The sequence below is a fragment of the Dyella japonica genome, assembly GCF_040545895.1.
Classification (GTDB): Bacteria; Pseudomonadota; Gammaproteobacteria; order Xanthomonadales; family Rhodanobacteraceae; genus Dyella; species Dyella japonica_D.
Window position 1 is genome coordinate 75,758 of record NZ_JBEPMU010000009.1, and the last position, 26,720, is coordinate 102,477.

A 26,720-nucleotide genomic window follows, 5' to 3' on the forward strand; every position below is an offset into this window, starting at 1 on the left:
TCACTCAGGCGGCCGCCAGCGCTGGTTGGCAGCCAGTGTCGTGACGCAACAAGGCCAAGGCCAGGCGCGCCGCCCTGTTTGCCGGTGCCACGCAGGCCACGTTGGGATCCGCTCATTGGGCCAAACGTGTGGGCCATTGGCTCAACCGATCACCCTTGGTCGGGGCTGTTCGCAATGCCGAGTGTGCGCCGTGGATCAGTAGGCCGTGAGTGTAGGCATCACCGCGTTTGCTGATGCCTAGCAGGCGATCCATGCCGCCGGAGCTGTGCAGTCGAGGTGTCAGCTTCAGCGAAGCGGCCATCTGCCAGCTATTGGCACATTGCTTGGCGTCACCCACAGCAACGATCAGCGCCGTGGCCACCATGGTGCTGACGCCACGCAGTTGCTACAGTCGATGCGCCTCCGGACCGGCTTGCGCCAGGTCGGCGATCGTGCAGCCCAGTTCGCTGATGCGCTCCTTCCCCGCGTGGAGCAGCTGGGTACGCAGACGCAGAATCTCGCCTTAGCCTCAGCCAGCATGACGACTTGCTGCACGCTCTTGACTGGCCTCACCGTCTTGACCAGGACCGTCACGCTCACCCATCTCGACTCGCGAGCTGTATGTTCAACTTCAATACCCAGAGCGATTCTGGAGTTTGCGCTGCGCTCACTTTCGTTCGACGGGAACGTGCCGCGGCGTGTGCGGCACAAAGAGCGCACAGTGATCTATTTCTTGAATGCCTGTCACCGGGGCTACCACCACAATCGGCTATCCGGGGAATTCAAACATCAGCGCCTGAATCCAAAGCGTCTTTGAGAGAAGCTTGTGATGCCGGCACCAAGCCATGGACGATGGCGTATTTAAATATTTCGGCATCACTTGTCAGGTCTAGCTTCTTCATTGCCGACGATTTTTGAGCGCTTATTGTTTTGGGGCTACGGCCAACGCGAACACCAATCTCCTTAAGAGACATACCTTCGGCAAACATACGAAGCACTTCACTTTCTCTCTTACTGAGCGTGGGAGCCGCCTCCGTTACCTGGCGCCCTGCGGATTGCGCCAATAACTTGACCACTCTGGGTGACAGATAGGTATCGTTGGCGTAGGCAGCCCGAATCGCCGGTTCTAGACAAGCGAGGCTGTCGACCTTGCTGACAATCACCGACACCCTGATGTCAATGACACTTTGAAGCAGCGACGGACTCTCGACACCTGTGAAAAGGGCAAGCTTGATCTGAGGAAATCGTCGCTGCAAAAAACGAAGCAATGCGATTCCATCGCCAAAACGCCCATGAGGCATTGAAAAATCGGTGAGGACCACATCGACGAGCTGACTACCAAGGAGACGAACTAATTCCGTAGAATCACGGACAAGTCCAGCGATTGTCATGCCCTGCGCGCCCGCCAATAACTCCCCCATGCCGGCCAGTAGCACGGGATGGTCATCGAGGATAGCTACTTTAATACTCAAAAAATCGCCCCGCGAGCTCATCACGGGCTCCTTTGTCGTGGAGAAGACAGGCTAGTTCAACTTCACAGCCATGGGTGTATATTATCGCCCAGAAGACACGTCAAAACATAGCTTTACGGCCATAGGAGGGTCCATGGATAGCTCCCGCATTTTGGTCGCCGTTGCTGATGACCATCCGGTGATTCGCATGGGGATCGAGGCAACTTTGGCAGGGTTTCCCATGCTGCATCTGGTGGGGGCTTGTCACAATTCGACCGAGTTGATCGCATTGCTCGACAGCAAGCGTTGCGATGTTTTAGTAACTGACTACGCCATGCCTGGGGGAGAGTATGGTGATGGCCTGGAGCTTCTCAGCTTTCTCAAGGAACGTTATCCATCGCTTGCCATTGTGGTCATGACGGGCATAGACCGCTCAACGATCGTTCAGGCCTTACTGGCCCTGGGACTGGAAAATATTCTCAGCAAACTTGATGACATGAACCACTTACCCGCCGCGATCCAGGCAGCTCATGTACGGCGACGCTATCTATCGCCTGCGCTTACGGCCGCATCGTCGACCAGCCGCCCACGCCATACAGTCGCCAAACTTTCGCCCCGCGAATTGGAGGTGTTGCTTCTGTATATTGGCGGCGCGAGCATCAAAGACATCGCCAGCTTCTTCCAGACGAGCAAGCAAACGGTTAGCACGCAAAAGGTTAATGGAATGGCCAAGCTGGGAATTGAAAAAGATGCCGACCTGTTCAAACACGCAGCGGAACTTGGACTTGTAGGCCGCACTCTCGGACCTGAAAGAGGCGGCAAAGCCTGAGAGAAGGCTTGCCGCGCAGGTGCGAATTATCCCCGCTTCCATGCGAATCCCTGCGTTGGATCTGCGAACCAAAATATCACACGCGCCCTCAGCGGCCGCCCGCATGATTCATGCCCTCATGAGTCGACCTCATGCGCGCATCTAGTTTGCTCCGCCGGTGCGAAAGGTGGTGCGCCGAATGATCGCTGTTAGTGCAGGGTATTATGTTTGCGTCGGCTCTTAGTCAAGCTCTGGACTATCACCAAGGCGCAGGCCCACCGACTCACCACACCGGGAGAGTTCGGAGCGCATCTCGGAGGACATATCTCTGCGGGCAGCCGCCCCAGAACTGCAGGCCCATCGCTGCCTAAATCGACTCCTCTTTCAACTCAAGCTCGTAACGGAGCAGGACAGCATCAAGTGCCAAAGAAAGATCATGAAGATCCCTCTGAAGATGGTGAATTCCGCAATCCTCAAGCGATGCCTCTACCTTAGAGCATTGCGTGGCGACATCAACCTCACCCATCATAAGAAGAACCCCTTTGAAAGCGTGCGTGACGTGTACCAACTCGACGACATCACCCCGCTCCAAAGCATCAGTGAAACTTCGGTAATCACGCCTTCCGCTCTCCACAAAGGCATGCCGTATCCTTTGCGAGTATTTATGTCGCAAGCCGGTGGGCTCTTCCACCGATGTCGCAGCGTCCCGGCGCGCTTGCATAGCTGGGTTTGGCGGCGGGCCTAGATGGCGTTGCAATGCTCCATCCAGCAACTCAAGACCCAGCGGTTTGAACAGCAATTCGTCAATGCCGGAGGCTTTGCAACGTGCCTTTTCACTAATTAGCGCGGTGGCCGTTATCGCAAGGATGGGCACATCTACATTTTGAGCCCGCAAAGCCATGGCGAGCTCATATCCGTTCATTTCAGGCATATTGATATCCGTCAATACCGCAACATAGGTGCCCGGCTTCCACTTATGTAAAGCGGCTGCACCATCAGCGGCGACATCGACAGCAAAACCAAGCTCCTTCAACTGCTGCTCGATTAGTTCACGATTAACTGGATTGTCTTCGACTAGCAAGATTGTGCCGCGCTCATTGCTTCCCCAGAAAGGCCGGAGATTTGCAGAGCGCGGGGCAATTGGTACTGCTTGTATGGCGGCCAGAAGCATCTGGCTTGTATAGCAGGAGACATATATCCCATCCTGCCGAGCCTCTGGAATCAATGGACCATCCGTACAAGCATGAATGATCCTTTCATGACTCATACGTAGTCGAGCCTCCTCAGGGGCTGCCCAAGATCCCGCCTCCCCAAAGATGATTAGATGCCCGGCGCCGTTGGGCATCGCCACCGGGCGCGCCAAAACCGTTACTTCTGCACCCCAGCATCTCAATAGTTCGCCGATCTCAGCTCGCCACTCTGGCGCCTCCGATAGCAACGTGACCCGTCGACCCTCTAGAGGCCTCTGCTCATCGCACCGGCAGTGAACTGGCACCAATGGCAGCTCGAAGGTAAATATGCTCCCCACGCCCATGGCACTTTCAACACTAATACTCCCACCAAGCATGTTCGCCAGTTGGCCGCATAACGCCAAACCCAGACCACTGCCCCCGTAGCGACGGGAAATACTCACATCAGCTTGAGAGAACGGCTCGAACAGTTGCGCGACCTGGTCACCACTCATCCCGATACCCGAATCAGCGACGCGGAAACACAGATGGGCCTCAGTGTGCCTCCCCTGTGAAACCGACAGGACAATTTTCCCGGATTGCGTGAACTTGACGGCGTTGCTTAGCAAATTATTGATAATTTGCCGAATGCGATGGACGTCCGATGCATAGAATTGTTGCAGAGAAGAATCGATCGAGTAATAGATATTCACTCCTTTTCGAAGGGCTTCTGGAGCAAAGAGTAGTGCCGCCTGTTCCACTACCGAACGAAGGTCAAACGTAACAAGTTCGATTTCTAACTGGCCTGCCTCGATCTTCGAAAAATCCAACACGTCGCTAATAGTTACAAGCAAGGCATCAGCGCTTAAGCGGATGCGGTTTAGATGCTCCTTCTGCGCCTGCTCCAGCTTGGATCGGCTCAACAATTCCAAGTGCCCAAGCACCCCGTTGAGCGGAGTGCGAATCTCATGGCTCATGGTCGCCACGAAGGCCGTTTTCGCTCGACTCGCAGACTCTGCTGCTAACCGAGCCTCTTCGGAGTCGGACCGGGCCTTTCGAAGACTTCTTTCGAGCTCCGCTTGCGCCGACACATCTCGTATAGCACAGACCCAAACCGATTTGCTCCTGTAAGAGGAGAGAACCATCGCCACCCGAAAATGACGTCCACCCTCACCAGCATGAATCCAGTCGAACTCCTGCGAAGTCGCTGGAAGGTGCGTATTAGCTCGATCGACCAGTTGTTCGTAGAGCCCCGGCACTGCATCCGCGCAAGACTCCAGAGCCATACGGCGAGCTAGGTCATTTTCGACTATAGGGACGCCGTGGCTGGTATCTAGCAAGGACAAACCGACGGGCGAGGTGTCAATGATGATGCGACTTAGCTCCTCGCTTCTATAAACGAGTAAGGCGGTCGCCATAGCCGGCCCCAGGACTCGTCTATCAAGCCACCATATAAGCGCCCATATCAGCGAGAGGATCGTAAACGCTGTGCCAGTTACTAGCGCTACATACTTACCTGTCACCGCAAAAACATCGCCCCATGAATACAGATACACGAGATTCCAGTCCACAAGCTGCAAACCGCCGAGCAGCAAAAAGTTTCTCCCGAACCGCATTCGCGTAGGCGCATCGACATCTGTGGACATATGAATAGACGAGATCATTTGATGCTCGGCAGCCGATAGCGCCCTACTCGTACGTACGATTTCACCGCGGGACGTCAGGATCGCAAAGACACCACCATCAGCTTCGCCAGATACAAACTTTAGATTGTCGACAGGCTCAAAGACTACTCGGCGGAAGTATGGAACATGACCGGCGATTAATAGCTGTGTGCCAGCAAGTGAAGGCTTACGATCCAATGGGTCGATACCGTAGTAGAAGAACTGCCTCGTCACTGCATCATGTGCGTAGGCACCAATCGGCGGTAGCCTCCAGCGAGCTTCTTCGGCGCGAAACATCGCGAAGATCTGATCGCGAGTGGTAACGTTCAGCGCCCGCATAAGCTCCGATTCGTCGAGAACGCCAGTGACCACCAACAGTGATCCGGACGGATCGTAACCATAGGCGAATATCGGTTCGGAGTATTCCGCTGGTGTAATAACGGTGGCTGTGTGCGCTGAGATATCCTCGAACATACCGAGGTACGCGGCCAGCCGATCTGGCGGCATCGCAGCAGTTCCGCGCCCAAGTATCAGCCACGGAATTGAAATTCTACCCTCGGCACGAACCACCAGCTTCTCGCCCTGCTTATTGAATCTACCCCTCAGAGGGGTTCCTGCTTCAATGAGCATCCTTTGCCGGTTCGACCAAACCGATTCACTTCGGGCGACAGTCTGAGCATAAGCCCGCGCTCGATAGGTAAGCGCGTATTTTAGAGAGCTACCTTCGTCGTGGAAGGCATTAATTTGTTCCGTGTGAAACTTTTGGATTGCGAGCCAAACGAGAAGGAATCCTGCAAACAGGATGATCGAGGTCAGGAGTAAGCCGCCGCCAAACAGGAGGCGTCGTTGATATTGGCGCAACTCGACAATTTGATGGACGCGGGGACCATCGTCCGTCGACGTTGGATTATCGTGGTCCATGTAGCCTCCTCCATCACCCTCCGCACAGCGGAGGGAACACATCGGCCGACTAATTATTCACCTGCCTTGTCGACCATGGACTCCGGCGATGCAGCCAGTACAACTTCTGCGACGCACAAAGCAACAATCGAAAAACCTATCTTCTTTGGGCTAGTTTGGCATTCGTCACGTACGATGATCTTATGCCGAATTCATGCTAACCATCCATCCTCCATACCCGGGACTGAAAGAGGCGATCCAGAGCAAATACCGTGGCGTACGCGAAAAGCGTCGGCAGATGCCCGCAGGCTGTGGCCTGCTCGCAGAGAACTATTCAATTTCGCAAAGTACACCAGACAGTGAGAGATTGTGTGATCAGCCGCGGTGGCAGACTATTGGCGGCATCAGATGGTCTCGGTTCCTTGGCCCAAGGAAAAGTTTCGCCGCAGTAGCCACATATGCTGAGGTGCTGGAGAGTCTCGAACAGAACTCATGTACTCATCCGTCTGGGCTTTCGCTACTTTATTTCGCACGCTTGATCGATAGAGCAGTCCAGCCCACCGATGCAACTGGCCCTCCAGAAGAAGACCGAAGTAGTGCATGCTCATAAAGTGGCTTGTCACTCGCGGAACAGAGCTTGTATAAGACGTCGCGCTGCTAGCTCAAGCTCACTGATCGTCCGGCCCAATGCATACAACGGGGTCACTTTCACCCTCCATACGTGGATAACGCCAGCTAGTTGTTTTCGGCTGCTGTCAGCTTGATCAACTTCGCGCGTGTCTTGACGCAAAGAAAACTATTTTCTGAAGAAATCTTCCCAATGGCCAGCATTAGCTGATCGGTCGTCGCTGTCTTGTCGACAATACCGTGTGCACCGGCAGCGAGCGTGTCCTTTATCAACCTTGGGCTGCCCAACATAGTCAACGCCAAAACCAGCAAATTCGGCCGAAACTCACGGATGCGTCTGAGCATTGCCAAACCGTCTTCTGACTCGGGACTATCATCGACCTGAAAATCAACGATGAGTAGGTCACACTCTACCTGCGATAAAGTGGCGATTAGCTCCTTGTCGCTAGTTGCCTCGCCAACGATATGAATCTGGCTCCCCTCTGCTTGCAACATAGCCCTTAGACCTATCAGAACGATAGGATGTTCGTCAGCAATCACAATACGCATTTCGTGCCCCAGCAAGCGAAACCGGTGCCACAAACGAGCACCTGGAAAACCGACCGAGCACAGGAGATCGCTCGGCTTGGTGAACACACGCAACCGCCTGGCTGCAAACTCTTTAAGGTCTAAGATTGTTTGAACTGAAGAGGGGTTGATTATGACAGCTGCCCCACCACTTACCGGTCAGAAGTTGTACGCTGAGTGCTGATCAGAATTTCCACGCGCCGATTCGGCGCCAGGCAGGTAATAAGGCTTGGCTTACTGGTACCACCTACGCAATCTTTCACTGGATCGGCCCGACCGCGCCCTTCGGTGCTGAACAGAGATGCATCGATACCATGTGCGATCAGGTAGTCGCGTACCGAATTCGCACGCTTCTCAGAGAGCGCCTGATTGTAACCATCGCTACCCAGGCGATCGGTATAGCCGACAACCTGAATGTGTTTGATGTCCCTATCATACTGACGAACCTTGGCAGCAAACTGGTCCAGCTCGGCACGTCCATTGCCCAGAATGTCGGCCACAGATGAATGGTCGAAGGCAAATAGCGCATCAGCCGAGAAACTATAGCGCTCAGCCGGCATGGTCGCTGCAGCACTGATGACTGACGAAGATACCGGGGCTACCTGGGCTACCTGCTGAAACTGTGCGCACGACTCAGGAGCCCAGTAGAAACTCTGCGCAACCTTGTTATCGTCAAAGAACACCTTGAACTGGCAGGTGACAACTTTATTGCTACCGGCAGGCACTCTGAAATTAAATACGTAGTTCCATTCGCGCACACCCCAAACACCTTCGCTGAAATGGGGGAAGCCAATGAGATCGGAAATTTGCTGCTTGCTCATACCCGCACGAAGCCGAGCAAGGCTATTGGTATCCGGGAACGTGCCACCCTTATGCATCGGGGTGATGTCGGAGATCTTTGGCCAGACAAGGCTGTCAGCAGCTTGACCATCCTTGTGCACATTGCGACTTACATTGCCACAGGCACTAAGGGCGAACACGGACGCCAGTAGCAGCGGCGCCACCTTAACCAATGTGAAGTTGATACGCATGATATTGGACCTTGAAAATCGTTTTATCGGTTAGACCGGGAAGTTTGAAAGAATTGACGGCACTCCCTCCGTCCGAAGGCGGAGGGAGTGCCGTCAGTCGATTACCAGACCATACCGGCACCGACACCCACACCCACGCCACCCTGCTGCGAACCCGTGGCGCTAGCCTTGAAGATGTAGCGGCCGCTCTCGGTGATCGTGGAGACGCCAATCGAGATCGCACTCTGCCCCTGGTAGGTACCAATACCCACGCCTGCGGAGCTCTGGTTCGGCTGGTAAGCCTGGGGCAGGTTTGCTGCCGCCAACGCAGCGGCCGTACCGGCATAAGCCTTCTTGCCCATCTGGTTGATCTGGTTGTCGGTGTAGTTCTTCGCCCAGTTCTGCGTGTTATTGATAGCGTCGTTCAACTGACCCACGTTCACCGCATCTGTAGTCGCCGAGCCGGCTTGCACATTGTGGATCGTCGTGGGGCTGCCACCGGAATTCATCGTCACGGAGTTGTAGTTAGGACTGCCATCAACATTGGTGTCGTATTGCACACTGCCGGTCTGCACGGCTTTCAGCTGGCTCACATTCACCGCGTCCGTATTTTGCGTACCGGCGGCCACGTTGGTGATCTGGCGTTCACTGCCAGCTGCGCCGACGGACACCGAGTTCGCGCGATCGGCCACCGAGTTATTGCCGATAGCCACACTATTGTCGGCCACCGCCTGCGAGCCATTACCCACTGCCAGACTATTGTCGCCTGAAGCCACAGCGTTGGCTCCGCCCGCCGCGGAGTTCGCACCCGTGGTCGACGGCGGCGGTGTCGCCTGGTCTGTGTTGGTACGGAACATACCGGCCTGTCCCTGGTTGATATTCGTGATATCGCCGGCGATGTTGCTGAGCGTGTCCTCCACGTTAGTGACACGACCGTCCAGCTTATTCACCGCCTGATTGGTCGCATACAGCTGCGAACCATTGACCGCGTCAGTACTACCAGCGGAAACCTCACCCGCCGCCACGTTAGTAACGGTGCGCTTCTGGTCGTCTGAGCCGACACTCACCGTGCCCGTCGGCGTAGCGCCGGCAAAGCTGTATTGGTCGCCAGCAATCGTTGTGCCCGCCGTACCGTTGACCGGGCCCGTGGTGGAACCTGCGCCCAGTGCCACACTGTTATCGGTCGAGGCTACCGCGCCGTTACCGACAGCCACAGCGTTGGCGCCCGAACTCACCGCCGCCGGGCCCACAGCGACCGAATTGGCACCCGTTGCCTGCGAATCGGGCAGTGTAGAGTTGGCATGGAAGTACATAATGCCGCCACCACCGGCGATGTTGTTGACCGTGCTGTTAAGAACATCGACAGCCTGGTTCGTTGCGTACAGCTGCGAACCGTTCACCGCATCGGTGCTGTCACTCGACAGCTGACCGGCGGCCACGTTGGTGATCTGACGCTCGTTGTCCTTGCTGCCCACCGAGACCACGGAGATCGGGGCCGTACCGGCGAAGGTGTAGGCCGTACCTGCGATGGTGGCGCCGGTCGTGGCATGTGCCAGATCCGTCAACGAGTTGGCGCCCAGCGCCACATCATTGGGGTTGGTCGAGACCGCACCCGTACCAATAGCAACGGAATCAACACCGGTCGCTTGCGAGTCTGTACCTGTCGAATTGGCGTGGAAGTACTTCGTACCGGTGCTGTAGATGTTGTTGATCTGATTACCCAGGTTCGTCACGTTGTTGTTCGTCGTGGTCAGCTGCGAGTAGTTCACCGCGTCGCTGGGCGCCGAGCCGTCCGCCACATTGGTGATCTTGGTGCCGCCCGACTGGGTCGCCGGATCATAGGGATTGCTGCCGGCACCCAACGTGATCGTGTTGTGCGTGCTGTCGTCATACATCACGGCGTTGGCGGTCGAGGCCTGGAGCTGGCTGACGTTCACCGCATCGGTGGCGTCCGTGCCGGCCGTGACGCCGGTGATCTTGCCACTGTTGTTGGCATTGATCGTTACGCCGCCAAAGGTCGGCGCGTCGGCCATCTGCAGCTGGATACCTCCCGTCACTGGGTCGATTACGGTCTGGAGGTTGCCACCGGAATAGGTGCCAGCCGTGGTGGCCTCGCCTGTGATGGCCAGCGTGTCTCCCAGGTCACGGTGCACGGCGCCCGTGTTACCCGTGAAGTTCAGGCCCTTGGTCGTCAAATCGCTACTTTGCTGCGTGAGCTGCGAGTAGTTCACCGCGTCGCTGGGCGCCGAGCCGTCCGCCACATTGGTGATCTTGGTGCCGCCCACCTTCGTCACCGGATTGTAGGCGCCGCCACCCAGCGTGATCGTGTTGTGCGTGCTGTCGTCATACATCACCGCGGACGCGCTCAGACTGCCGACCGCCTGATTGGTCGCATACAGCTGCGAACCGTTCACCGCATCGGTGCTGTCGTCCAACAGCTGGCCAGCGGCCACGTTGGTGACCTGACGCTCCTTGCCCTTGCTGCCTACGCTAACCACGGACGTCGGGTTTACACCGGCGAAAGTGTAAGTTGTACCGGCAATGGTCGCACTGCCTGTAGGATGCGCCACGTCCGTCATCGAGCCCGCACCCAACGCCACGTCGTTGGCGTTCGTCGACACCGCGTTCGTTCCCAGCGCGAGAGAGTTCAGCTGGCCTGCGACGGCCCCCAAGCCAATCGCGGCACTGGTGGTACCCGAGGCCTGCGCACCGGCGCCCACGGCAACGCTGCTGTTGCTCGCAGTCGCGGAAAAACCCAGCGCCGTGGCTTGAAGGCCCGCAACGCTGTTTTGCCCGAGAGCCACGCCCTGAGCGTCAGTCACCGTGCTGGCTTTACCGATGGCAATCGACGACTGATTCATTGCAGTCGCGTCTTCGCCAACCGCAATGCCGCCTTTCGTATCGGCCATGGCATTCCTGCCGATCGCCACGCCACCAATGCCCAGAGCCTGCGCATTGGCACCGACAACCGTGGCGCCATCCTGGGCAGCTACCGAACCCTCGCCAACCGCCGTGCTCCAATTGCCGGCCGCCACCGTACCCATGCCAATCGCAACCGCGTCCTCGCCGCTTGCCGCAGCGCTGTCACCCATGGCAACCGCGCTCGTGTTCGTTGCTTGTGCGTTGTAGCCGGAGGCAACTGCCTTCGCTGCGCTCGCTAGGGCAGTATTGCCCAATGCGGTCGCCGACCCGCCATATGCATTGGAAAAACCACCGGCGCTAAAATTCCATGCTGTGGGGGAGGCGTTATTTGTATTATCTCCCAGAGTACCTGCATGGGCGCCCCGGCCGATGGCCACGTCGCCGGCCGAATAAGCCTTGGCTTGATTTCCCAGGGCGGTACTCCACTCTGCCTGGGCTTCGGCGGAGTACCCGAGGGCAACCGTGGCTCCGCCAGAGGCAATCGCAGCATTGCCGATCGCCACTGCGCTCTGGTGGCCAGTGGCTTGTGCCACTGCACCGATAGCAAGATTGCCACCGTTATCCGTAGGTCCATAAGTGGTTGCAAGCGCATTCGAGCCCAACGCAAAGTTCAGCCCTCTACCGCTGCTAACCGCGTGGTCGCCAATGGCGACCCCCCCCCCTGTCGAGGTCGCCTGAGCGTAATAGCCCATAGCAAGGGAGGTCGGGCCGCTGGCGTTTGCATAGGCCCCAAATGCGCTGCTGTAGTCCACGCCAGCCGTAGCCCATGCACCCACGGCGGTGCTTTCAGTGCCATTTGCTTGCGCGTGAACGCCCCCTGCGAAAGAAGAAATGCCGGAAGCATTCGCAGCGACACCAATGGCCGTGGCGGATGTTTGGGTGGCTTGGGCATTCGTACCAATGGCAGTGGCGTTATTCGCGTTAGCATTAGCTTGGAAGCCAAATGCATTCCCGCCTCCAGGGGAGTTCGCCGTTGCTTGAACGCCTATAGCAATATTGTTTGCGTTATTGCTATCGGCACCAGCGGCGGCGCCGCCTGCAACATAGGCAAAGGCCCCCGAGCTCATGCCCATGGAGAGCACGGAGCCGACAGCGATCCGCTTTACAAGGTCATGGCGCGAGGTCTTTTTGCCTTGCGCCGAGGTGTGCTCGCCCACCGCCACCATGGCGTTCAAGCGGGGATTCCAGACCAGTCGATAGATTTTGTTCACAATAGTTCTCCGTACCGGGCACACAGCCCGGCATTGGTTTCAGTTCAAGGGGGGAAAGAGAGACTTAAGGTGCGGCGATGGATTGCTGAATCAGCGGGCGCTCCACGGAGGCGCCAGACTGGGGCAGCTCACGGCTATAGAGCCGAGCTGCCGCTGATGCATCGCGCTGCACGTATTGCAAATAGCCGCCGGCAAAGAAGGCCGCTTCCGTTCGCGAATCACGCCTTTGCAGCGAACCGGCTGGCGTCGAGGCCTCAATGGCGGCAAATACCGTGTCGACATCGCCCTGGCCCGCGTAGAGGCGGAGCAATGCCTGTTGTTGAGCGTTGGCAGGACGCAGGCCCGTCACCGCCTTGGCCAGGCGATTGCGAAGTGCGGCAGTGTCTTCACTGCTGAAGGTACGTGCGTCCAGCCACAGCTGCCATAGTTGCGCATAACCGGCAACATACGCATCGGCGCTACCAGACAACCCCGCAAATGCCTTGCGGGCATCATCAAAGCGGCCCAACACCGCAAAATTTACCGCCGACGGCACCGCCATGGCATTCTCCATCGCCGTGCCGTGCAGCGCGTCATAGCGCTGGCGAGCCTGCTGTGGCCGACCCGAGGCGTCATCAACCAGCGCCTGTTCGAACGTCACGCGAAGGTCGCCCGGGGCCACGCGAAAAGCCTGCTCAAGATAAGGCTGGGCGGACTGCGTATCGCCAGCCAAGTAATACTGATGTGCCTGGTCGACCAGGCGGCCCGCCAAGTCAAGACACGCCGTCGAAGTTACATGAGAGATTTTGGCTGCGGCGGCGCAGGAAACAGGGGTGTTGTCTGCAACAACATCCGCATACGCACCACGCGCAAGAGCCAAAGCACCCCATACGGCAAGCGCAAACATTACCGGGACACGATGATGTACAAAAGATTGGAAACGGGCACTCATAACTAGCACTCTCGAAAAGGGAAGCGGGCACGCAGCCGTATCGATCTCAATGAAGTACTTCGTTGATGCCGTCATAGAAGGACTCAACGCGACACAGGCTGACCATCACTCCCGGTCACCGACGCGCCGGATCAGTCAAATTGCTGATCGAAGATCGTTGACATCCACCTTCCTGGTAGCGGGAAAGTTGCGAGAGCATCTAGCTGACGGGGGAGTCCGTTGCCCGCGCCTTCGCTCTCGACACTGCTAATTTGAAGCGCCTGCCGCATCAAAACTATCGGACAGCGCCTAAGTGAGCGACTATTTGAGGGGCGCAACGTTCGGCAAAGGCGTCCGGAAGTACTTTCGAATTCAGTAATGTGCCTGGAGCGAGCCGAGGGACGGGTCGGTTGATCGTTATGAAACGAAAGCGGTGAGTGCAGGACTATCGAATCGGACGGCACCGGTCTTGGTGAGGTTGACCTGGGCACGGCTAAACCCGCTGAAACGGCACGGACAGCGCAATACCGGTCTACGACTACTACGCTTGAGCTGACGATAGCCCAGGCCTTTGAACACCGAGATGATCCATGCCACGCGAGCATGGCGGTTCCCGGCAGGCGTTAACTCAAGTGTTTGAATGCCGTCAAGTACAGCAGACATCCGACCGAGGAGGCGGATTCGTGTTTCGTCCTAATCGATGATCATCCCGTCGATGATCAACCAACCCCGATTTCCTGCTGGCCATCAGGCTCACCTTCCCTTGGAAACGCGCCCGTCCAGGCTCAACCGACACTGCATGGCGCTGAGATGATTTTTAGCGCAGATATTCAGACAAGTCCGATGTCGCTTGAAGGGATCTGCGAGCACACTGAGCTCTTCGTTCGCCGCTCCTTGGGGAGGAGCGGCGGAGAGCAGGACGATGTGAAACATAGGCATCGGGCGCCTTTACCTGGGCCACGTCGCAAGCCCTCTTACGCCGCGACGCATCCTGGCACTGTCGTGAGACGTTGCATGCCGATGAAATTGTATGAGTAGCGACGTAGAGGCCCAAGGAATGGGCCTGTCGGCATACCTTCAACTTAGTGGCTGCTGATGTGCGGAACCGGTTGCGCTGGTTAACCATTCCCAGATGGCGCGATGACTCTCGCTTTCTTAGTGATCTATCCCATGGCGAGCCTATTTGGGCCAGCTCCCGGGGCGCTGCCCCGGCTTCGAGATAAACCGAACTACCTGCTGGTAGTTGCCGACTAATCGGAGAGTCTGCTGATTTTCTGGCCCTGAACGCCCAAGCCAGCCATTAGCCCCTGCTGTCCGAAGATGAATACATAGACGTCGGAATTGAGATTGTCCGTGGTCAAGGACTTCGCCATACCGGAATCCACGACTACCACGCTTGGCCCCACGCCCACCGACCAACCACCCGACTTATTGAGATAGTCGAGCGAGTAGTTGTTAGTGAGAAACATCACCTGGGAAAACTTCTGCGCACCGGCCTGAAGGCCGAATGACGCCGCTGAAATATTGTACTTGGCGGTGACTTTTCCATGCTCGATCAACACACCATTTCCGCTTAACCCGCCAACCATAAGGCCGGCTTTGACAATACTCGGAAAGATGAGGATAGCCCTGGCTCTTCCTGCGAGTGCTTTGGCCTTTGGCTCACTCACGTACAACGCGTTTAGCGCGGCGAAACTGTCGCGATCAAGCGACGGGTCATTCGAGCCTGATGCCTCCGAAGCATGGGCGCTGCCAGAGAAAAAAGCCCCCTCCCCCAAGGAGCACACGATGATCATGGCTAGGAAGGGAATGAGTTTAGAAAATCGCATCTGCTTGAACATGGCGTTGACTCCCTAGGCAATGTACGCAGCAAAAGCACTTTGACTCCTTATAGAACAACGGACAATCGTATTTCTACCTATGCGGCCAGCCCGTCATCCCTGCCATGCCACGCATTTCTGCTATCCAAAAACCGCATGGCAAGACGAGCAAACGGCCTCATCACAGCGGCATTCCTAGAGGCATTTTACGTTTGCGATGTCGTAAGCACGACCGATGAAAAAGAGGAAGTCGCTGCATCACACTGATCTGTTGTTCCCCGCGGTGGTGATCGGCCAGGCGACAAGGTGGCACTTTCGATTTCAACTGAGCCCGCACGATATCGAGAAGTTGCTGTTCGAACATGGCGTGGTCATCAGCTGCGGAACGATCCGGCACTGGTGTGACAGGTTTGGCGCAGGCAACGCTTCTCGCCGCTGACCCTGAGGCGGCCGCCCCTGAGGCGCCGCGCAAGATCGTCACCGACCAGCTGCGAAGCTGCCCGGCCGGGCCAGGAGCGAGATCGCGGCACTCGCCCCGAGAAAGCCAACAAGCCGTTCACGCAGCGCATTTTCGGTAGCTTCGCCCTGCCGCATACACTCTTGCTGGGTGAGACTACGCCGGGCTCCCCAAGCGGACAAATGCGCCTGCCTGCCACAGCGAGTCAGTGACCCGGCACCAGGGCAAGGAGAAGGAAGCCAATTTGGAAATCAGCGATGAATGTGCATGACCAGGCGCCGAAGGCTAATATCAAAGCGCCTGCCGAACTCGCAGGCGGCTGCCCGACAAAAGGGTGGCTCATCGCAACCTCCTGCCGCCGGACCTAAAACTCGGCTCGATTTTTGGCGAAATCCAATAGTTAGGGGTACACATTTCCGGTGCGCCCTGACTCCTTGCCATGTTACTTGCCGGAACTCGCTACCGTGAGCTCCACGCGACGATTTTTCGCCCGGCCTTCCTCCGTCTCATTGGAAGCAACGGGATCGTTCTCGCCGAAGCCATGAGCCGAAACAAGATCCGGCTTGACGCCCTGCGAGATCATGAACTGCATAACGTTGTCAGCTCGCTTTTGAGACAGTATGAGATTGGTCGTGATGCCCTGTTTCATCAATTCCGCACCTATTGGCGTGCTATCTGTGTAGCCATTCACGTTGATCTTGTTTTTCTGATGAGGTGCCAGGATTGCAGCCACCTTGGCAATACTCGTCTTAGCCTCAGGTGACATCTCCCATCCGCCCGAGGGAAATAGCAACTGACTGTTGACCGAGACCTTGATCGCGTCTTGCATTCGCGTGATGCTCACATCGCGGGACGAGATCTCGGAGTTCATGCTCTGATTGAGCTGCTGGTACTGTGCCTCGAGTTCAGCATTCTTTTGTTGTGATGCATCATATTTCTGCTGCGACACACAACCCGCCATCAGCACCGCTATACCTAATACGCACAGTGTCCGAAATTTCGTCATGGGGATTTCCCTCTGGTCGAGAAAGTTTCGCGGAGGCAATATCGGTTCCGAAAGAAATTTGCGGTCCGGCTCGATAATCTTCGCCGACACACTGTGAAGAAAGCAGCTATGAAATCACCTCAAGGGGAAAAGGAGCTACAGTTCCAGTAATCCCGCCGTTCGGTCAGTCGGTGGCAACCGCTCACTGTCGAGGCTGCGGCGGAGCAAGCTCGTATAGAGGCAGTCCGGCCAATTGCCCCCCCTGGCCCGGCTGCGAGGTGGCGGAGCACCGCATTTCTCCAATATGCATCGCGCTGAAGTAGTGCAGCACTACGCAGATGCGTCAAGGATCGTTTGGCGCATCGTTCTCGGCCATAGTGGGAAATGTGCAGGCATGCACGAGAGCTACGCGCCGCCCATTCCAGTAAATGGCGAGACGTATTACATACATGTAATTACGTAATAGAAGACGGTAGGGATTCGGTAAAGATTTCGGCTAAAGTTATGATTGACGGGGTTCTACCCCTGCTTGGGCCGTTTTCGTGATGGGTACCTCGCAAGTCAATACGAAAGCGAGGAAAACGCCCTGCCTGGGCGCATCCGCGATGACGCGACGTGCGATATCGACTTGCGTCGGTGTTCATCCGTGTACGTCGTACCGTTGGCGACGGAGGGGGTGCTTGGTCATCCGTAGGCGCGCGCAGTTCGGGCACCAGGTTTTCTGGTACAGAATATTGCTCGGCACCGCTTGCCACACGTGCCCCCGCTGGCATTGCCACGTCAACTTGGTGGCGGTGTTGACATAGGTATCACTGAGACAGTGGCCACCGTGATGGGCCGCGGCAACCTGCATGGTCTCGATCGTCAGCGCGTGCCGCCGGCCTGCGCAGCGCCGGCACCACACCCCGGCAACCACCAGCGCCCCGAGGGTATGCCACGTATGGTCGTTTGCGCACTGGAAACGGTATTTAACGTTGACGCCTTGATACGTATCGGCCAAACACCGGCCGCCGTGCGCCGCCGCAGCGGCCTGCAGCCGTTCTAGCCCGTATACATCCCGGCGCGCCAGTCCTCGTTGGTGATTGGCGCACCGCCGGCACCAGGCGCCCTGCAGCACACGATGGCCCCGTGCTCGCCAGCGGTGACCCGCGGCACAGACCCACGCATAGTCTGCTCGCCCGCCGCAATAGGTGGTATCCAGGCAGCGGCCGCCGTGCGCTGCGGCCGCCTGCCGCAGTCGCTCTAGCCCATCGCTCAAGGTCCGGCGCGCGGACTCTCGGCATCGAGCGCACACCGGACAGCCGCTGCCAGACCTCAGCACGTTGAGCCGGGTCGTCCAGGCATGACCGTGGGCACACACGAATCGATGGCGCTGAGTCAGACCATGCAAGGTGGTTTCGTCGCACGTGATGCCGCGGCGGTGTAGCTGGCCCAGTAACTGGGCCTTACGGGCCAACCATGCGCACTCGATGCACGCCAAGGTGCCACGTCGCACGGGGCCCACGCCTCGGCTCAGTTCGTGCCCTTGGGCACAGCGGAACCGGTACCTCGCAGCAGCACCTTTCCATGCCGGTGTGACCAGGGTGAACCCCAAGCGTTGCGCGGTCACGCGAAGTTCCCGAAGTGCACCCAAGCCACTCCGCTCAAGGAACGCCGGCTCCCGTGATGAGCCAGTGTTAACACCGTTGATCGTGCCGTCGCGCTCCATCCACCCTCACCGATCACCACTGGCGGTGCCGCCTGCCCGTAGCCAAATGGGCGAAACGCGATATCTGCGTTCCCGCAAGCCCGCGATCAATACGTCCTTGCCCGGCGAGTGCGCGGCACCCACGAGAACCAACACGCGCCCTTGGTCAAGCATTGCCGATATCCGCGCCATCCACCGCGTGTTACACCGGTGGATCATCACCTCGTGGTATGTGTCGACATCGATGCTGCTAGCCACGAGCGACGGGGCCAGCAGGTCGACCATTTGATCTCGCTCCGAGGTTCATCGCCTACACCAGGCGTTCGACCAGCATTCGTACCTCGGAAGAAAGAGTGAAGTGGGTGCTTTGCGCTTCCGTGACAGTGGATGGTAGAGGGCGTTGGCGCATCGCTTCCGCATCGGCTTCGAGATTGACTGCCGGGACGTGGTGAATCGAGGTCGCCTCTCAATGATGATGTGCTCACGCGAGACCGACTCGACATCGACAGACTCGTACGTATCGTAGACCACGTTGGTCGCACCTGCCGTTGGCTGATGCGGGACGACGCGTCGAACGCGGTCAAGCCTGGCATCGTCCAGGCGAATAGGTGCCCGTGTATCGAAGGGTAAGTTCGCTTTCACGGGAGCGTAGCTACCTTCGCAAGGAACCCCACTGCCAAAGCGGTGCGTCGCTGGGCCAGGACTAATTCAAGGCCCTGTTCGGAAAATACCAGCATCCTCAGTCCGCCCTCGGGCAGACAAAGTGCCATCTCGCGCTGGTGGTTCAGGGGTACGCATTGTCGAATGGAATGCAGGCCGACACTCCCCACGATACGCACCACATCCGACGCAATGAACCAGCGGCGAGCAGCCGAGCTCACCATCCGAACGGGATGCGTGTGCAAGTGAAACGCCATCGTCGCTTTAGGCGCCACCTTATCGTTACCGGCTATTACTCCACACTCATTCATACTGACTCATTGATCAGATGCCTATGACTACTAGTGCTTCCGAAAACCATAGATACGTCGATATGCACGAATGCTGGGCCGATCAGAGGCTATGGCATCGTATGGTCCTGGATATTCAACACTCGCAGGATGAGCCGACCGAAAAACAGTAGTACCGCATCCACGGTCACCGTGATCGGCGAAGCCAGCAGTCGCTGCCCATGGGGATGCCCAGCCCCTCCCATGCGCCAGCCAGCGACAAAGGCACTGACGACGTCGAGCACGATACCCAGCAGCAGACCAATGCCGCCACCCTTCATCCATTTGCCGGCGACCGGCTACCGCACGGATCACGATCCCGACCAGGGCGCCGTTCTCTATAGTCGACATCCTGTGTCAGCGGCGACGACAAATGTCCGATTACAGTGCGGCGTCCTTGAGCTTCTTCAGCGCGCGGATCTTGAGCTTCACCGTAGCCGGCTTGGCGGCGAACCACTGCTCTTCCTTGGTGAAGGGATTGATGCCCTTGCGCTTGGGTTTCGCGGGCACCTGCACGGCCGTGATCTTCAGCACACCAGGCATGGTGAACTGACCGACGCCATTCTTATGCACTGATGCCTGGGCCGTTTCCGCCAGGGCGCTGAGCACGGCACGGACGTCCTTGGCCGCGAGACTCGTTTCGGCGGCAATGTGCGCAACCAGGGCAGTCTTGCTGAACACCTCCTTGACCGGTGTCAGGAGGCGGGCGTTAGGAAGGGCGGGTTTTCTAGTCGAGGCTTTATTTGTCATGGCGTTTTCTCCATGGATGGGTAAAGCGTGGTTTGGCATGGCGACGGGGGTGCTAAGAATGGAAAAGCGCATCGCTCTCGTTTGGCGGTACACGGCGCTCGATCAACTCCTCATGAAGCACCGCAACTTCACGCGGCACTTGAATAGTAAGACGTACTAGGCCGTCGACCACGGACATCACTGTGACGATGATGGCATCGCCGATCATGATCTCTTCACCGGGTTGTTGGATGAGTTCTAGCATCAGCGAAGCGGCACCGTTTCCGTCGCGTGTGTCGTCGTGCTCACGCTGTCGCATCAACGACGTGCATTGGCGTCCGTAACAGGAGGAGATACTGGACTCTGATGCAAGTTCGAACCTAAGGAAGCCCCGATTTATTTGACAAGGATCATCGATTCTTTCGCTCGGTCGAAGATGGCAATGGATCGATTTATCCGAATTGGAGTAAGCGCGTTGGCTCTTGCCAGAGCGATTCGTACCGATTGCATCGCTAGATAGAACCGGTCACATTACGGCCGGACTGATATATACGAGCACAGTTTGCCATCAGCAGCCAGGCACTCATAGCGAGCAATGCTGATCAAGCATAGGTAACCAACTTAGATGGTTTCCTGGTGATGTGGGTGCACAGCTTTGGCGGGTGCCATGCACCACGATGTTCTTTCCCATCACGTCGATCATGCCGTGCTCCCTAAGCTGTTTGATTACGCGCCCAACCATCTCGCGGGAGCAGCCAACGATGCGACTCACTTCCTGGCGCGAGACGCGGATCTGCGTGCCCGCCGGGTGGGTCATTGCATCTGGCTCATGGCAAAGGTCAAGCAGTGTCCTGCAGATGCGGTTTGTCACGTCCATAAAGACTATGCGATGAGCCTGGCGGGAGGTACGCAGCAGGCGGTTAGCGAGCTGGGAGCCGAGCGCGAACAGGAGTTTCGGACATTCCTCGCGCAACGGACCCTCCATCAGTTGGAACAGGCGCTCGTAGCTGATCTCAGCCATCTCGCAGGCAGTGCGAGTACGGACGATTGACTCGCACTGAGTATGCTCAACGAACAACCCCATTTCACCAATGAACTGCCCTCTGCTGACATAAGCCAATATGAGCTCATTGCCCTTTTCGTCCTCCGTGCACACGGCGAGGGAGCCGTCGACGACGTAATACAGTCTATTGGCCGCATCGGCCGGTCGGACGATGACTGTCTTGCTCGGATAACGGCGACGCTGGCAAAGAGACAGAAAACGATCCATCATGATGGGATCAGGAGCGAAGTGCACTGGTGCCTTGGAAAGCTCAAAAGCTTTTTGTAACTGATATTTAAGTTGCATTCGAACGACTCTTCATTTCATTGTGACATCAACGCCGGATTTGGCGAGCTTTCGCTAGCGTCCATAAGCAATCTCTTCACAATTCGTCCGAAGCGAGATAAGCACCAGTGCATCGCCCACTGACTTCATAAGTCGGAGTCGTCAGTCACGCGATAAGTGCTATCAAGCTCCATGACGCCCAAAAGAACTTGGGCAGAGGGTCCTTGAGAAATACCTGCTTTATCAAGCCGCATCGTACACTTGGGCAAGTAGGCGAGATATCGGACATGCCCTAAAGATGGGCGCCATCCTCTATCGGCATGATCTGCTTTTCGTCGCTGGATGCCTCCTCGTCATGAAGCAGCGCTCGCTTGTATCGTTGAGTTTCGACGCCAAAAAGAAACCGATCCGGCGCGGGCGGCTCCTTGGCATGATGCATCGCATAGTGCCTGAACCGACCTACTGGTGCTGATCAAACCACACCATCACCGCGATGGTCGGCGAGATCGCCCGCCGATGGTCATGTCGATCAAATTGCGTGTTCACCTCATACAGAAAACGGTATCCGCTGGGTGACCAGGCAATGGAGGTTGCCCTCTATGAGATCGCAGTCCATGCGTTGATTCGCTGATCTTGAACTGAGCGAGGATGCGATTCCCGACGATGAGACAAACCTGTTGTGGAACGCGATCCAATCATCGACCACACCGCTGGTGTCCAGCGATTGACCTGTTCGCCCATCATGTTATTGATCGGCATCAACACCCGAGCACGTGCTCGCCCCGTCTACAGCCCCCAAACATGACCAAGTACTTGCCGAGTTGAACGACTACTCCTGCGCTCCGTGCCGCAGGATTCCTGCAGCGCGAGCTGCCATGCGCGACAACGACAAGATGCGGTCCTGAGCAACAGAAGCCCGCATAAGCTGATGATGTTGACGTCATGCCCGTCATAGGACAGAAGCGATCCTCTCTCAGCTCATCTCTCGCATGGCTTTGTCATCTAGGGCCCGGATCAAAGATGGCTTATTTCGGCCATTGATGCGATCTCGTCAATGCACCTGAACGCCGGGCCAAGACTACACAGATGGATACCATGTGGTCGCGATAGAAACTCCGCTGCAGAGCGCAACAATCTTGGAAGATATAGGACCTTCCGACAGCACAAACAGTGTCGTGCCATCTCCTCCAATCCATGCTGCAAATTGTCGATCCAATCCAAGATAACTTTTTCGCTTGATGACGGCCCACTGCCTTCTTGTCGCATATCCGTTTGATGGGCAATATCCGAGAGGCGTAACAGCTCTCACCGCCCCTCCTCATCATGGACGATAAATAGGTTTGCGATGGGAAATATGTCTTGGTCAAGAGCTCCCCAAAAAAACCCGGCGCCCTAAGGGGAGAGAAGGGGCACCGGGCGCTACGAAACATTTGCGGTGATTTACACCCTCACCCGTACAGGACAGGTGAATTCCCAACATCAAAGCCAGGGCCGAATGCCTGGAATACGCAAACTGTTCGAGTGGAACGACTGAACCCTCAGAAGCGTATGAACCCAGGAACATAACCCCTTGTCACATGCCTGGCTTATAAAGCCATAGTCGACCGCAACCGCGAAGACCGCGTCGGCGGGTCGTGGCTTGTTCGCGACGAAATGCAACCAGCGGCTCGCGGATCAGAGCAGTGTTCGCCGGCCGTTTCGTTACCAAAGCTGGCGGGAGCACTGAATGGCACCGGCGACTGATGATGACATCGTAGCCAGGTCGCCGATGTCTATCCCGACCATCACTCTGTGCACTCGCTTCCATGACCACATGATCGCTAGCAGTATAAAAAAGACGGAGCCGTATGAACTATGCACACGACTTCGCACGCTTTAAGCCAATGCGAAATCGACTCGCGTATGAATCTAGATGGCATTGATGCCGAGGCTTATCTGTCCAAAGCGCGCGAAACATGAGCCTGCACGAAGAAAGCCATTCGAGGCCAGTTGGTCATCGATCAGATGATCATCGATTCGGATGAAACACGAATCCGTACCCTCTAACAGGTGCATGCCGCACTCAAGCCGCTCACTGGTCAAACGCCGTTGATCTATTCGGTGGACTCTAGGCCGCATGCATCACCCCGCGGCGGCACACGGGCGTTCATAACGACATAGTCGATTCTTTCGTCAAGGAAGGCGTTCAACTTCGCCACCTCTCGCAATAAAGCTTTCGTAACTTTCGTAGTGGCGTCTTTTCGCGACGCGCTTCCCAAGCCGCGCCCAACGAATTTCGGCATACATCTGATCCATGGCTTGATGGATCGGGCGTAATTTTCTGCCTTCTTGGGGTGCAGTTGCACGCGTCTTTGCGGGTGGCACTTTCATGTTTATCGAATTCACAGCTCGAATCTTGTATGCGTCAATACGCCCCCCCGGGTGTATTTGCTGCGCCCGTAGGGCGCTCGCGCTCTTGCCGCCACAGCTCTTGGGCCGGCTCGTGGCCTCTGTAGTGCGTGACAATGGGCCACGGAACACCCACGCCAAACCTAAAGCAACGACCATCGGCTGCACGCCCAGGCCAGACTCTTTGGTTGTCTTTGGGACCATGCCTATCGTGCCCTGGAATAACGGTTCGACTGGGGACCTTCGCCCCACAGGAGCGATTGTCGTCAAGCGACCTCTGCAAATGAATAACATAGCTGTATAGATCGCCGTCGACCATCAGACAAAGCTCATTTATGGATGATTGCAGAGAGGCGAGGTCAATCGCTCGAAGGGTCGCCGGGCAGTTGCCTTGGTCCGTCCCGTACCTTCCAATTCCGAAATGAGCCTGAAGCAAGCCGAGGGATCGGGTCGGTTGATCGTTAGGAAAATGGTGAATCCGGGAGTATCAAATCAGGCGGTATCGGCCTTGGCGAGGTCGGCAGCGCCTTCGTAGAGTGGGCGGGTTTCGATAGATTGCGATGCAGGATGGCCTTGGGCTCCTTTCGTACCTGGCGTACCTCCCCGGATCAGTCAGGCCACGCGCCTGCTGTAACGGGCTGTCCAGCGTTATGCCTTGTGCAGAAGGCGGACGAAGGTTGCAAGGCTGGCCAGCTTTTCGAGTGACATTTTGATTGCCTCCTGAGATGTATCCGCCGCAGATGGCTTGGCTTTCGCGGATCGGGAGCTTCGATGCCGAACAGGTAGGGCAATGCAGTTGAGGAAAAGATTGAAATGGTCTTCGCAGAACGCGTTGAAGTGCTCGGCTCGACAGCTCAGCGGAGCACTTGCACCCCTAGCCAAGGGCGATTCGTACAACTACGGCGACGCCCGTTTTCAGTAGCGCAGGGGCGTCAACTACATGGCAGAGATATATAGAAGGCCGCAGTTCAAGGAGTGCCCCCCCCTTAGTTGGGGCGGCAATGCCAGGCGAACGGAATAGACGCACAAGGGGCGGCTAAGAATGATATGAACAAGCCAACCGTCCAGACGTACTCGGCGTACCGGCATGGCTACTCATGCCCGGCCGAGCCGATAGGTCGACATGAAGTCGCCACTGGCGTCATTTTGAGGGTCATTTCCTCGATCACAGATCCAGCTCTCCCGCCATGGCAAGCAATCGTCGCCGAGTCACACATAGACTGAACAGCGCAACAGCATCCACAGCTACGCCGTGTTTTTTTGTCAAGCCATTGACGCGCGCCGCCTGGCAGCCAAACTGCCGCCTAATCACCTGGAACGGATGTTCCAACTTCGCACGTACCGCCCCCGTCAGGTAATCAACGTACTTCGTCACCGCCTTTCAGTTCGTCGTCCGCCATCGCCTTGATCGCGCCTCGCTTGACCACGACGTGCCAGCGCAGGTGCCCTTCTCTTCAGTGCAGCACACTCGTCAGTACCGGTGTGGCTCGCATCAGCCCAAACACCGGGCTCTTCGCCGTACAGCATCTTTTCCGTTTTGGTGACGTCCGCGAGGTTGGCGGGCGTCGTTGTCACTGTGTGCACCGGCCACGATTCGACATCCCCACCGATGTGCGCCCTCATCCCGAAGCACCACTACCTCCCCGTTGTCGTCTGATGTCTGTCTGGATCGCGTGCTTTGCCGCTGCTCTTTGTCGGCGACGGAACATGAATGATCGTGACATCCACTACCGCACTTTGAAACAACAACAGACCTCGCCGGGCCGGATCACTGTTGAACACTTCGACATCATCTCCTCCAGGCCCTGCCGCTTCAGTAGGTGCCTGAAGCGGAGCATGGTTTCTCGTCGGGCATCACATCGAGCAACGACAACTGCACAAACTGGCGCAACGGTTCGATCCAGTACAGCGCCTCCTCCATCGTCGGATCGCCGTAACCAAACCAACACCGCATCAAATGGACACTCATCATTGTCCGCGGGTACAGGCGGTGACCGCGACCAGGCTTTGGGTAGTGGGGCTCGATCAAGCTCAGCAAGGCCGGTCCATCTCCGACAGGAACGCTTCACGCCGGATTGGTAGCGCTTGCCCGCGCACTCGGCATGGAGAATGTCAACTGCGCCATCGAAGCTCATACCTATCAGAAAGTCCGGCCTCTGAACTCAGTGACGAGAACAAAAATTTTCCAGTATCTATCGATGACTCAGACGCGCCCCAGATTCGCAGTCGAGGGTAGCGTTCATTAACCAGAAAAATTGAGGCGAGTCCTATAATTTCTTCCGGTCGATGGCAATACCCTTCAGACTCCAAATCTCTCTAAGCGAGTTACAGATCGAACAAGGACACAACGTAATGAAAGAGATCGCAAAGCCTTTTGTCGAACGGTTGCTTTATGAATTCAGCGCCTTAAGCAAGGAGCAGCAAGATCAATTTCTTGTCGGCGTCGACAATTACATTTTCGCCTCACCTGTTCAACGCAAGGGACTCCGTGAGAGGTGGCAACGACGCCTGCCGCCAAAGGACTTTCTGGCCAATGAGTAAATGTGTCAGGCGGGTATAAAAGGGAAGTTCATTGCTAACGACAGAGACCGTCATGCTAGCTAACGGTCTAGCTCAGGGCATCGAGCAGATGCTATGAATGACTGCTCATTCCCGACAAATCTGGCCCAGCACACCTCACTCATTGCCAGATGTGGCGTATCTCGCCCCACCTGTACATTCACCGCTGCCCTACCACCGCACTTTGATGCCGAGCGAGGCCTCCATCGAGGACTTCACCCTGGCATCGCCGCCGATATTCCACAGGTAACCGGCCTCCCCGTAGAAGCTCACTTCGGGCGTCAACGTCAATGTCATGCCCACTGCCGTTTCGCCCGCGCTGTAATCACTTCCGCTGCTTATGGCGGTGGTTCCCGTCGGACCGATGAAGGTGGCAATGTCATCGCCGGTGTTCGAGCGATACACGTTCACGCGCCCATAGGGTTGCAGCAGTCCCGAGCCGATGGCGAGATCGCCCTTGACGCGTACGCCCAGGCGAGCGATCCAACCACTGGCCGCCTCTTGTTGTACGCGCGCACCACTGAGCATGAGGTCGTCGATGCTGTTGTGCTGATAGGCCAC

Annotated in this window: 19 protein-coding genes and 1 pseudogene; 3 read left to right on the forward strand and 17 right to left on the reverse strand. The window is 56.9% G+C overall.

The window, feature by feature from the left end; genetic code table 11:
* Positions 1-112: 112 nt before the first annotated feature.
* A complete protein-coding gene (locus tag ABIC75_RS22400; RefSeq protein ID WP_354016132.1) occupies positions 113-382 on the reverse strand; it encodes a transposase in 270 nt (89 codons plus the stop codon).
* A 379-nt stretch (positions 383-761) separates the two neighbouring features.
* Positions 762-1,472 carry a response regulator transcription factor gene (locus ABIC75_RS22405; RefSeq protein ID WP_354016114.1) on the reverse strand — a complete coding sequence of 237 codons (711 nt, stop codon included), beginning with the start codon at positions 1,470-1,472 and terminating at the stop codon, positions 762-764.
* A gap of 112 nt (positions 1,473-1,584) precedes the next feature.
* On the opposite strand from ABIC75_RS22405, the gene ABIC75_RS22410 reads away from it, so the two are divergent.
* The gene (locus ABIC75_RS22410) at positions 1,585-2,259 is read left to right on the forward strand and encodes a response regulator transcription factor (RefSeq protein WP_354016115.1); all 675 of its coding nucleotides are present in this window, start codon (positions 1,585-1,587) and stop codon (positions 2,257-2,259) included.
* Between the two features lie 346 nt (positions 2,260-2,605).
* Here ABIC75_RS22410 and ABIC75_RS22415 read toward each other — a convergent pair whose 3' ends face one another.
* From ABIC75_RS22415 to crp, 12 genes are all read right to left on the reverse strand, one after another.
* Positions 2,606-5,992: a hybrid sensor histidine kinase/response regulator gene (locus tag ABIC75_RS22415; RefSeq protein WP_354016116.1), complete on the reverse strand. Its 3,387-nt coding sequence runs from the start codon at positions 5,990-5,992 to the stop codon at positions 2,606-2,608.
* 714 nt (positions 5,993-6,706) lie between these two features.
* Positions 6,707-7,234: a response regulator gene (locus ABIC75_RS22420; protein ID WP_354016117.1), complete on the reverse strand. Its 528-nt coding sequence runs from the start codon at positions 7,232-7,234 to the stop codon at positions 6,707-6,709.
* A gap of 83 nt (positions 7,235-7,317) precedes the next feature.
* Complete coding sequence (locus ABIC75_RS22425; RefSeq protein WP_354016118.1) at positions 7,318-8,196, reverse strand: OmpA family protein; 879 nt, start codon at positions 8,194-8,196, stop codon at positions 7,318-7,320.
* Positions 8,197-8,297: 101 nt separating this feature from the next.
* Positions 8,298-12,308, reverse strand: a complete 4,011-nt coding sequence (locus ABIC75_RS22430; RefSeq protein ID WP_354016119.1) for a YadA-like family protein — start codon at positions 12,306-12,308, stop codon at positions 8,298-8,300.
* 64 nt (positions 12,309-12,372) lie between these two features.
* Positions 12,373-13,239, reverse strand: a complete 867-nt coding sequence (locus ABIC75_RS22435; RefSeq protein ID WP_354016120.1) for a hypothetical protein — start codon at positions 13,237-13,239, stop codon at positions 12,373-12,375.
* A 1,229-nt stretch (positions 13,240-14,468) separates the two neighbouring features.
* Positions 14,469-15,059, reverse strand: coding sequence for a YSC84-related protein (locus tag ABIC75_RS22440; protein WP_354016121.1), 591 nt, complete (start codon positions 15,057-15,059; stop codon positions 14,469-14,471).
* Positions 15,060-15,937: 878 nt separating this feature from the next.
* Entirely contained in the window at positions 15,938-16,501 is a 564-nt protein-coding gene (locus tag ABIC75_RS22445) for an OmpA/MotB family protein (RefSeq protein ID WP_354016122.1), read from the reverse strand.
* A gap of 1,693 nt (positions 16,502-18,194) precedes the next feature.
* On the reverse strand, positions 18,195-18,452 hold the full coding sequence (locus ABIC75_RS22450) for a TraB/GumN family protein (protein ID WP_354016123.1): 258 nt from the start codon (positions 18,450-18,452) through the stop codon (positions 18,195-18,197).
* 775 nt (positions 18,453-19,227) lie between these two features.
* On the reverse strand, positions 19,228-19,437 hold the full coding sequence (locus ABIC75_RS22455; RefSeq protein ID WP_354016124.1) for a hypothetical protein: 210 nt from the start codon (positions 19,435-19,437) through the stop codon (positions 19,228-19,230).
* 100 nt (positions 19,438-19,537) lie between these two features.
* Positions 19,538-19,906 carry an HU family DNA-binding protein gene (locus tag ABIC75_RS22460; protein ID WP_354016133.1) on the reverse strand — a complete coding sequence of 123 codons (369 nt, stop codon included), beginning with the start codon at positions 19,904-19,906 and terminating at the stop codon, positions 19,538-19,540.
* Positions 19,907-19,958: 52 nt separating this feature from the next.
* The gene (locus ABIC75_RS22465) at positions 19,959-20,204 is read right to left on the reverse strand and encodes a carbon storage regulator (protein ID WP_354016125.1); all 246 of its coding nucleotides are present in this window, start codon (positions 20,202-20,204) and stop codon (positions 19,959-19,961) included.
* A gap of 264 nt (positions 20,205-20,468) precedes the next feature.
* Positions 20,469-21,233, reverse strand: a complete 765-nt coding sequence (gene crp, locus ABIC75_RS22470) for a cAMP-activated global transcriptional regulator CRP (RefSeq protein WP_354016126.1) — start codon at positions 21,231-21,233, stop codon at positions 20,469-20,471.
* A 334-nt stretch (positions 21,234-21,567) separates the two neighbouring features.
* On the opposite strand from crp, the pseudogene ABIC75_RS22475 reads away from it, so the two are divergent.
* Positions 21,568-21,832, forward strand: a pseudogene (locus tag ABIC75_RS22475) (IS5/IS1182 family transposase); the annotation flags it as partial.
* Between the two features lie 2,933 nt (positions 21,833-24,765).
* Here the strand turns inward: ABIC75_RS22475 and ABIC75_RS22480 are convergent.
* Together ABIC75_RS22480 and ABIC75_RS22485 are read right to left on the reverse strand one after the other, a co-directional pair.
* The gene (locus tag ABIC75_RS22480; protein WP_354016127.1) at positions 24,766-24,975 is read right to left on the reverse strand and encodes a hypothetical protein; all 210 of its coding nucleotides are present in this window, start codon (positions 24,973-24,975) and stop codon (positions 24,766-24,768) included.
* Between the two features lie 438 nt (positions 24,976-25,413).
* On the reverse strand, positions 25,414-25,554 hold the full coding sequence (locus ABIC75_RS22485) for a hypothetical protein (protein WP_354016128.1): 141 nt from the start codon (positions 25,552-25,554) through the stop codon (positions 25,414-25,416).
* A gap of 398 nt (positions 25,555-25,952) precedes the next feature.
* Between ABIC75_RS22485 and ABIC75_RS22490 the strand changes: the two genes are divergently transcribed.
* Positions 25,953-26,141: a hypothetical protein gene (locus tag ABIC75_RS22490; protein ID WP_354016129.1), complete on the forward strand. Its 189-nt coding sequence runs from the start codon at positions 25,953-25,955 to the stop codon at positions 26,139-26,141.
* A gap of 189 nt (positions 26,142-26,330) precedes the next feature.
* On the opposite strand, the gene ABIC75_RS22495 is transcribed toward ABIC75_RS22490, so the two are convergent.
* The coding region (locus ABIC75_RS22495; RefSeq protein ID WP_354016130.1) for an autotransporter domain-containing protein at positions 26,331-26,720 on the reverse strand (390 nt) is incomplete at its 5' end.